Annotated in this window: 10 protein-coding genes; 3 read left to right on the top strand and 7 right to left on the bottom strand. The window is 60.9% G+C overall.

The features are described from left to right. Positions 1-107 precede the first annotated feature (107 nt). The 6 genes from HU811_RS21915 to HU811_RS21890 form a co-directional block, all read right to left on the bottom strand. Positions 108-848 carry a hypothetical protein gene (locus HU811_RS21915; RefSeq protein WP_076383093.1) on the bottom strand — a complete coding sequence of 247 codons (741 nt, stop codon included), beginning with the start codon at positions 846-848 and terminating at the stop codon, positions 108-110. 53 nt (positions 849-901) lie between these two features. Then, positions 902-1,282, bottom strand: coding sequence for a RidA family protein (locus HU811_RS21910; RefSeq protein ID WP_003229509.1), 381 nt, complete (start codon positions 1,280-1,282; stop codon positions 902-904). A gap of 27 nt (positions 1,283-1,309) precedes the next feature. Beyond that, on the bottom strand, positions 1,310-3,415 hold the full coding sequence (gene spoT, locus HU811_RS21905) for a bifunctional GTP diphosphokinase/guanosine-3',5'-bis pyrophosphate 3'-pyrophosphohydrolase (RefSeq protein WP_047226172.1): 2,106 nt from the start codon (positions 3,413-3,415) through the stop codon (positions 1,310-1,312). A gap of 60 nt (positions 3,416-3,475) precedes the next feature. Further along, complete coding sequence (gene rpoZ, locus HU811_RS21900) at positions 3,476-3,739, bottom strand: DNA-directed RNA polymerase subunit omega (RefSeq protein WP_003177259.1); 264 nt, start codon at positions 3,737-3,739, stop codon at positions 3,476-3,478. Positions 3,740-3,905: 166 nt separating this feature from the next. Next, on the bottom strand, positions 3,906-4,526 hold the full coding sequence (gene gmk, locus HU811_RS21895; RefSeq protein WP_047226171.1) for a guanylate kinase: 621 nt from the start codon (positions 4,524-4,526) through the stop codon (positions 3,906-3,908). A gap of 12 nt (positions 4,527-4,538) precedes the next feature. After that, positions 4,539-5,402, bottom strand: coding sequence for a YicC/YloC family endoribonuclease (locus HU811_RS21890; protein WP_186658058.1), 864 nt, complete (start codon positions 5,400-5,402; stop codon positions 4,539-4,541). Between the two features lie 280 nt (positions 5,403-5,682). Here HU811_RS21890 and rph point away from each other — a divergent pair, with 280 nt between their 5' ends. Both rph and HU811_RS21880 read left to right on the top strand, forming a co-directional pair. Next, on the top strand, positions 5,683-6,405 hold the full coding sequence (rph, locus tag HU811_RS21885) for a ribonuclease PH (RefSeq protein ID WP_047226169.1): 723 nt from the start codon (positions 5,683-5,685) through the stop codon (positions 6,403-6,405). A gap of 30 nt (positions 6,406-6,435) precedes the next feature. Then, the gene (locus HU811_RS21880) at positions 6,436-6,804 is read left to right on the top strand and encodes a DUF4870 domain-containing protein (RefSeq protein WP_047226168.1); all 369 of its coding nucleotides are present in this window, start codon (positions 6,436-6,438) and stop codon (positions 6,802-6,804) included. A 175-nt stretch (positions 6,805-6,979) separates the two neighbouring features. On the opposite strand, the gene crc is transcribed toward HU811_RS21880, so the two are convergent. Next, positions 6,980-7,759, bottom strand: a complete 780-nt coding sequence (gene crc, locus HU811_RS21875) for a catabolite repression control protein Crc (protein ID WP_003177265.1) — start codon at positions 7,757-7,759, stop codon at positions 6,980-6,982. Positions 7,760-7,841: 82 nt separating this feature from the next. On the opposite strand from crc, the gene pyrE reads away from it, so the two are divergent. After that, positions 7,842-8,486, top strand: a complete 645-nt coding sequence (gene pyrE / locus HU811_RS21870) for an orotate phosphoribosyltransferase (RefSeq protein WP_186658056.1) — start codon at positions 7,842-7,844, stop codon at positions 8,484-8,486. Positions 8,487-8,602: the final 116 nt, after the last annotated feature.

The raw sequence follows: 8,602 nt of genomic DNA, 5'->3' as shown, positions 1-8,602 counted from the left end.
GGGAGCGGGCTTGCTCGCGAAGGGGCCCTGGCATCCAACATCTTCGTTGACTGTCATGCCGCCTTCGCGAGCAAGCCCGCTCCCACATGGGAACCGCGTCGCAGCTCCTACTGCTTCTCCAACACCCACTGCCGGTCACCCGGCGTAAACGAAGGCATTTCATCCGCCAGTGCCGCATTAACGGTCTGGAAAATTTCCAGTTTCTTGCCGTCGCGGGAGAAAATCCAGGTGTTGCCCTGGCCGTTCTGTTGCAGCCAGATGTTGTCGTTGCCCCCGCTCATGGAGGCACAATCGCCGGCCAGGCACAGGGCGTAGCGGTCGGCGCCTGGCAGTCCGCTGACCTGGCCGTCGGGTTGGAACTGCACGCTGGCACCTTGGCCTGGGCCGTTGACGATGTTCCAGGTGCCGCCCAGATAGGCGGTATACAGCGCCCGTTCGAAACTGGCGCCCAGCGGCGCTCCCTCCGGCACCTGTACCTGGGCGCGCTCGAACACTTGCTGCGGTTCGTTCTCGGTGGCGGATTGGTTCAACTGGTCGCCGTCGCGTTGCAGTTCGCTGGCGGAGCTGCCGTAGAAATCGACTTTCCACGCACCGTCTTCTTCGCCCAGCAGCTTGCCTTCGACATTCTCGAAACCGTTGGTGTAACGCGCCTGGCCGGCCCGGGTGTTGACGTCCCACTCCAGGTTTGGGCCATAGGCCTGCAGCGCCTCGCGCAGCGGGCCGCCCTTGGCGGCGGCGTCGATTGCCGCCTGGTTGATCCAGGTGCCGCTGATATCACGGTCGGCAGGGTCGCTGGCGCAGCCGCCCAACAGCAGGGCAGCCAGCGAAAGAGCAAGCGCTTTGCGCATGGTGGAATCCTTAAACGAAAACGGCGCAGCAGGGGAAGGCTGCGCCGGGCTTGTTACTCGATGACCAGGATGGCGTCCATCTCAACCTGCGAACCCTTCGGCAGGGCTGCTACGCCGATGGCGGCGCGGGCAGGGTAAGGCTGGTCGAAGTACTTGCCCATGATCTCGTTGACCTTGGCGAAGTGGCTCAGGTCGGTGAGGAAGATGTTGAGCTTGACGATGTCCTTGAACGAACCGCCGGCAGCCTCGGCCACGGCCTTGAGGTTCTCGAACACCTGCACGGTCTGGGCTTCGAAGCCTTCTACCAGTTCCATGGTTTTCGGGTCCAGCGGGATCTGGCCCGACATGTACACGGTGTTGCCCGCCTTGATTGCCTGGGAATACGTACCGATGGCGGCCGGAGCTTTGTCGCTGGTGATAACGGTCTTGGTCATTTATGACTCCTTGTATTGGATGGGGAGCTATGCGCGCATGCGAGTGATGCGGATGACGCCAGTCAGGGCGCGCAGCTTCTTGATCACGCGGGCCAGGTGTACGCGGTCGTGCACGCTGACCACCAGTTGGACGACGCTGATGCGGCCATCACGCTCGTCCATGCTGATTTTTTCAATATTGCCGTCGGCGGCGTTGACGCTGCTGGCCAGCAAGGCGATCAGGCCACGCTGGTGCTCCAGTTCGACCCGCAGCTCGACATTGAATTCGCCGGTGACATCCTTGGCCCAGGAGAGCTGGATGCATTTTTCCGGGTTGTGGCGGATTTCGCTGATGTTGCGGCAGTTGTCCAGGTGCACCACCATCCCTTTGCCGGCGGACAGATGGCCGACAATCGGATCGCCAGGAATCGGCGTGCAGCACTTGGCATAACTGAGCACCAGGCCTTCGGTGCCACGGATGGCCAGCGGGCCTTCAGGGCTAGGCAGCTGTTCGCCTTCGCCGAGCAGGCGGCGGGCGACGACGTAGGCCATGCGATTGCCCAGGCCGATGTCTTCCAACAGGTCTTCGATCAGTTCCAGGCGGTACTCGCTGAGCATGATCTGCACGCGTTCGGCCGGGATCTTGTCCAGGGAGCTGTCGAAGCCGTTGAGGACTTTATTGAGCAAGCGTTCGCCCAGGCTGATGGATTCGGAGCGGCGTTGTAGCTTCAGGGCGTGGCGGATGTGCGTGCGAGCCTTGCCGGTGACTACAAAGTTGAGCCATGCCGGGTTTGGCCGCGCGCCGGCGGCGCTGACGATTTCCACCGTGGAGCCGCTTTGCAGCGGTTCGGACAACGGCGCCAGGCGGCGGTTGATCCGGCACGCGATGCAGCTGTTGCCGACGTCGGTGTGTACCGCATAGGCAAAGTCCACCGCCGTGGAGCCTTTGGGCAGCTCCATGATCCGGCCTTTGGGCGTGAATACGTAGACCTCGTCCGGGAACAGGTCGATCTTCACGCTTTCGATGAATTCCAGGGAGTTGCCGGCCCGCTGCTGCATTTCCAGCACGCCTTTGACCCACTGGCGGGCCCGGGCGTGGGTGCTCTTGGGTTGTTCGTCGCCGCTGGACTTGTACAGCCAGTGCGCGGCGATGCCGTTGTTGGCCATCTCTTCCATTTCGCGGGTGCGGATCTGGATTTCGATCGGTACGCCGTGCATGCCGAACAGCGTGGTGTGCAGCGACTGGTAGCCGTTGGCCTTGGGAATCGCGATGTAGTCCTTGAAGCGCCCTGGCAATGGTTTGTACAAATTATGTACAGCGCCCAATACGCGGTAGCAGGTATCGACCTTGTCGACGATGATCCGGAACGCATAGACGTCCATGATCTCGTTGAAGGCCCGACGCTTGCCGCGCATCTTCTTGTAGATGCCGTAGAGGTGTTTCTGTCGGCCACTGACCTCGCCTTCGATGCCGTCGATGGTCAGGCAGTGGCTCAAGGACTCTTCGATCTTGTTGACGATTTCCTTGCGATTGCCCCGGGCGCGCTTGACGGCTTGATTGATCCGCGCCGAACGCATCGGGTGCATGGCCTTGAAGCCGAGGTCTTCGAACTCGATGCGAATCGCGTGCATGCCCAGCCGATTGGCGATGGGCGCATAGATTTCCAGGGTTTCCTTGGCGATTCGCCGGCGTTTTTCACCGGACAACACTTCCAGCGTCCGCATGTTGTGCAGGCGGTCGGCGAGCTTGACCAGGATCACGCGAATGTCGCGCGCCATGGCCATGGCCATTTTCTGGAAGTTTTCCGCCTGGGCCTCGGCCTTGGTCTCGAAGTTCATCTGGGTCAGTTTGCTGACCCCGTCGACCAGTTCGGCCACGGTTTCGCCGAACTGCGCTTGCAGCGCTTCCTTGGCAATTCCGGTGTCTTCGATCACGTCATGCAGCATCGCCGCCATCAGGCTTTGATGGTCCATGTGCATGTCGGCAAGAATGTTCGCCACCGCAAGCGGGTGCGTGACGTACGCCTCGCCGCTGCGGCGGCGCTGGCCGTCGTGGGCTTGTTCGGCGTAGAAATAGGCTCGGCGGACCAGATTGACCTGGTCCGTGCCGAGGTAGGCCGATAAGCGATCGGCGAGGGCGTCTATGCTCGGCATGATAATGACTCCTGCCGTTTGCTGTGACCCCGCGCCGTGCTACGTCGACCAGGCATAGGCTTAGACCGCCTCGTTGGACTCGTCCTCGAACGCTGCGAACAGCGGTTCGTCTTCAACGATTTCAGCGTTGGCGATGAACTCGTAGCTCATCAGGCCTTCGGCGATTTCACGTAGCGCTACCACGGTAGGCTTGTCGTTTTCCCACTGGACCAACGGCTCTTTGCCACCGGTGGCCAGTTGACGGGCACGCTTGGTAGAGAGCATGACCAGCTCAAAGCGGTTTTCCACGTGTTCTAGGCAGTCTTCAACGGTTACGCGGGCCATGGTATTCCTCGGAGCGAATGCAATATGCGCGCTGCCCGGTTGGGCGAGCGGACTCGACAGTTTAAAAAAACGCCAGCGTTTAGGGAAGCGCTGATTTTTTAACCAGGCCCTCGACCCGCTGCAAGCTCCAATGTAAAGCCGTCGCAGCGGTTTTGGGAAGGGCTGTTCAGCCCAGCAGTTCGGCCAATAATTTACCGAAACGTTGCTGCTGGCGTTTCTGTTGCAGCTGGCTGGCGCGGAAAATCGCCTTCAAATCGTCCAGTGCGTGGGCGAAATCGTCGTTGATGATCAGGTAATCGTAGTCGACGTAATGGCTCATTTCGCTGACCGCTTCGCGCATCCGGCCTTCGATGATGTCGTCGCTGTCCTGGCCACGATTGGTCAGGCGCTGGCGCAAGGCCTGCTGGCTCGGTGGCAGGATAAAGATCGAACGGGCCTGGGGCATCAGCTTGCGGACCTGCTCGGCACCCTGCCAGTCGATTTCCAGGATCAGGTCATGGCCTTCGTCCAGGGTTTGCTGCAGATAGCTTTGCGAGGTGCCATAGAGGTTGCCGAAGACTTCGGCGCGCTCGAGGAAGTCCCCGTGCTCGGCCATTTTCACGAACTGTTCGCGGTCGACGAAGTGATAGTTCACCCCGTCCACTTCGCCCGGGCGCATGGCACGGGTGGTGTGCGAGACCGAGACGCGGATCTGCGGCTCGGCGTCGATCAGCGCCTTGACCAGGCTGGTCTTGCCGGCGCCCGAAGGCGCGGAAATGATGTAGAGAGTGCCGGTGCTGTGGGTCATGTCGGGTTAGCCTTACTCAATGTTCTGCACTTGTTCGCGCATTTGCTCGATCAACACCTTGAGGTTGACCGCAGCCTGGGTGCTGCGCGGGTCGAAGGCTTTGGAGCCCAGTGTGTTGGCTTCGCGGTTGAGTTCCTGCATCAGGAAGTCCAGGCGGCGACCGGCCGCACCACCGGATTTGAGCACCCGGCGAACTTCAATGATGTGGGTGCTCAGGCGATCCAGTTCTTCGGCCACGTCGCTCTTTTGCGCGAGCATGACCATTTCCTGTTCCAGGCGCTGCGGGTCCAGCTCGGCCTGCATGTCGACGAAGCGGTCGAGCACCTTCTGACGTTGGGTGGCGAGCATCTGCGGGACCAGTTCGCGCAGGGTGACGATGTCTTCCTCTATGGAGGTCAGGCGCTCGTCGATCAACCGGGCCAGCTCCGCACCTTCGCGCTCGCGGCCGGCCTTGAGTTCTTTCAGGCCTTGATTGAACAACGCCAGCGCTTCGGCATTCAGGGCCTGCGGGTCGCTCGCATCACCTACCAGCACGCCGGGCCAGGCCAGGACTTCCAGCGGGTTCAGAGGCGCGGGGTGCTTGATCAGGCTGGCGACGGTTTCGGCGGCAGCCACCAGTTGCGCGGCGCGCTCGCGGTCCACCTGCAAGGCCTTGCCGGTGCTTTCTTCGGTGAAGCGCAGGGTGCATTCCAGCTTGCCCCGGGACAGGCCCTGGCGCAGGGCTTCACGCACGCTACCTTCAAGGTCACGAAAGGATTCGGGCAGGCGCAGGTGCGGCTCCAGGTAGCGGCTGTTGACCGAGCGCAGTTCCCAGCTCAGCGTGCCTTGGGTGCCGGCTTTCTCGACGCGGGCGAAGGCGGTCATGCTGTGCACCATGGAGATTCCTCGCAATGCAGGCGGACGCAACGGGTAGTCGTAGCGCCTGGTATCTGTGGATAAAAGCCGAAGGGCAGCAAAGGCGCAGGATTGTAGCGCAGTGAGGTGCATGCCCCCAAACCGTGCAGGTGACAAAGCGCTGCGGCTCGTCGGTCAGATGTCGATGGGGCTCGGCTCGTGGCAGCGGTTCTTTGGAACTGCGCGACGTTTAAACTGCCCTATGGCGGCCCATGGCTCTATAATGCTCGGCAGTTTTCCGTCCTCTGTACAGGTGTTCCCTATGAAACGTCCAAGTGGTCGCGCTGCCGATCAGCTTCGCTCGATCCGCATTACCCGCAACTACACCAAACACGCCGAGGGATCTGTACTGGTCGAATTCGGTGATACCAAAGTCATCTGCACCGTCAGCGTCGAGAACGGTGTGCCACGGTTCCTCAAGGGCCAGGGACAAGGCTGGCTGACCGCCGAATACGGCATGCTGCCGCGCTCCACCGGTGAGCGCAACCAGCGCGAGGCCAGCCGCGGCAAGCAGGGCGGACGTACCCTGGAAATCCAGCGCCTGATCGGCCGTTCGCTGCGCGCCGCGCTGGACATGTCCAAGCTCGGTGACGTGACGCTGTATGTCGATTGCGACGTGATCCAGGCTGACGGCGGCACTCGCACCGCGTCCATCACCGGCGCCATGGTCGCGCTGGCCGATGCCTTGAAAGTGATCAAGAAGCGTGGCGGCCTCAAGGGCGGCGATCCGCTCAAGCAGATGATCGCCGCGGTGTCCGTGGGCATGTACCAGGGCGAGCCGGTGCTGGACCTGGACTACCTGGAAGATTCCGCCGCCGAGACCGACCTGAATGTGGTCATGACCAGCGCCGGTGGCTTCATCGAAATCCAGGGCACCGCCGAAGGCGCGCCGTTCCAGCCGGAAGAATTGAGCGCTATGCTGGAATTGGCAAAGAAAGGCATGAACGAGATTTTCGAACTGCAAAAAGCCGCACTGGCTGACTGATCGTTTCGCGCTTCAGACAAGGAGAACGTCATGAGTGATGAGCAAACCCTACTGCCCCAGCCCAGCAAGGAGGCGCGCCAATGGGCGATGTTCTGTCACTTGTCCGCCTTGTTGGGCATCTGGATTCCGTTCGGTACGCTGATCGGTCCGCTGGTGCTCTGGCAGCTCAAGCGCGAGACTGACCCGTTCATCGATGCCCAGGGCAAGGAAGCGCTTAACTTCCAGATCACGGTGGCAATTGCCTCGGCGATCAGCCTGCTATTGATGATCGTGGTGATCGGCTTCTTCCTGTTCGGGCTGGTGGCTATCGGTGCGCTGGTGCTGACCATCATCGGTGGGGTGAAGGCCAATGAAGGGCAGCCGTATCGGTATCCGTTTACGTGGCGGCTGGTCAAATAACGATCGATGAGTCTTCCCCTGTGGGAGCGAGCCTGCTCGCGATAGCTGTGTGTCAGTCAACATCAATCTTGAATGTAACTGCGCCATCGCGAGCAGGCTCGCTTTCACAGTAGAAAGGGTTGTCCACAAAAAAACCGACAGGGCTGTCGGTTTTTTTGTGGCTGCGAAACGACACTCAGATCGTCAGCGTCCAGTCGTAATCCACGATCAGTGGCGCATGCTGCGAGAACCGTGGCTGGCGCGGCAGGCGAGCACTGCGCACGAAGCGGCGCAGACCAGGCGTCAGCAACTGGTAGTCGAAACGCCAGCCGAGGTTGAGCATCTCGGCCTGTTCGTTGTCTGGCCACCAGCTGTACTGGTCGCCTTCACGGCTGACTTCCCGCAAGGCGTCAACATAGCCCATGTTGCCGACAATCTCGTCCATCCAGGCCCGTTCCGGCGCCAGGAAGCCCGGGGATTGCTGGCTGTCGCGCCAGTTCTTGATATCCAGCTTCTGTTGCGCCACGTACAGCGAGCCACAATAGATGTACTCGCGACGTTTGCGCCGCTGTTTATCCAGATAACGGGCGAAGTCGTCCATTAACTTGAATTTCTGATTCAAATCTTCATCGCCGTTCTGCCCCGAAGGGAGCAGTAAGGTCGCGATGCTGACCTTGTCGAAGTCGGCTTGCAGGTAGCGCCCGTAGCGGTCCGCCGTCTCGAAACCGAGACCGTTGATGACAGCCTTCGGTTGCAGCCGCGAGTACAAAGCCACGCCACCCTGGGCGGGGACTTCGGCATCGCAGGCATAAAGGAAGTAACCATCCAGTTGGAAGGCTGCATCGTCCAGTTCAAAGGCGGAGGCGCGGGTGTCCTGCAGGCAGATGACGTCGGCATTCTGTGCTTGCAGCCAACTGAGCAACCCTCGCTCCACTGCAGCCTGAATACCATTGACGTTCACACTGATGATCCGCATAAATGGCCCCAAAAATCACGTGCGTGTATGATACACGGCGTGTACCTATTTAGCTAAATCCGTGGTATTTGGGGCTTTTTTCATGCAGGCGTATCAGCGCGATTTCATTCGTTTTGCCATCGATCGCGGCGTTTTGCGCTTCGGTGAGTTCACCCTCAAGTCCGGCCGCACGAGCCCGTACTTCTTCAATGCCGGCCTGTTCAACACCGGTGCAGCCCTGGCGCAACTGGGCCGTTTCTATGCGGCGGCCATTGTCGAGAGGGGCATTGCGTTCGACGTGCTGTTCGGCCCGGCCTACAAAGGCATTCCTCTGGCCGCCACCACTGCCGTCGCCCTGGCCGAACACCACGGCCGCGACCTGCCCTGGTGCTTCAACCGCAAAGAAGCCAAGGCTCATGGTGAAGGGGGCAGCCTGGTGGGCGCGCCGCTGACCGGTGAAGTGCTGATCATCGACGACGTGATCACCGCCGGCACCGCCATTCGTGAAGTGATGCAGATCATCGCTTCCCAGGACGGCGCCAAGGCCGCCGGTGTGCTGATCGCCCTGAACCGCCAAGAGCGCGGCAACGGTGAGTTGTCGGCGATCCAGGAAGTGGAGCGTGACTTCAACATTCCGGTGGTCAGCATCGTGTCGCTGACCCAGGTCCTGGAATTCTTGGCCGACGACCCGCAGCTCAAGCAGCATTTGCCGGCGGTTGAGGCTTATCGGGCGCAGTTTGGCGTTTGAAATGACGCTTGGTTTTGATCTTGTGGCGAGGGAGCTTGCTCCCGCTGGGCCGTGTAGCGGCCCCAACATTTTGGCGATCGCTGCGCAATCGAGCGGGAGCAAGCTCCCTCGCCACA

The sequence above is a fragment of the Pseudomonas tehranensis genome (genome assembly GCF_014268615.1).
GTDB classification, from domain to species: domain Bacteria; phylum Pseudomonadota; class Gammaproteobacteria; order Pseudomonadales; family Pseudomonadaceae; genus Aquipseudomonas; species Aquipseudomonas tehranensis.
Note: the sequence above shows the minus strand (reverse complement) of the source record. Positions and strands in the feature narration are given on the sequence as shown.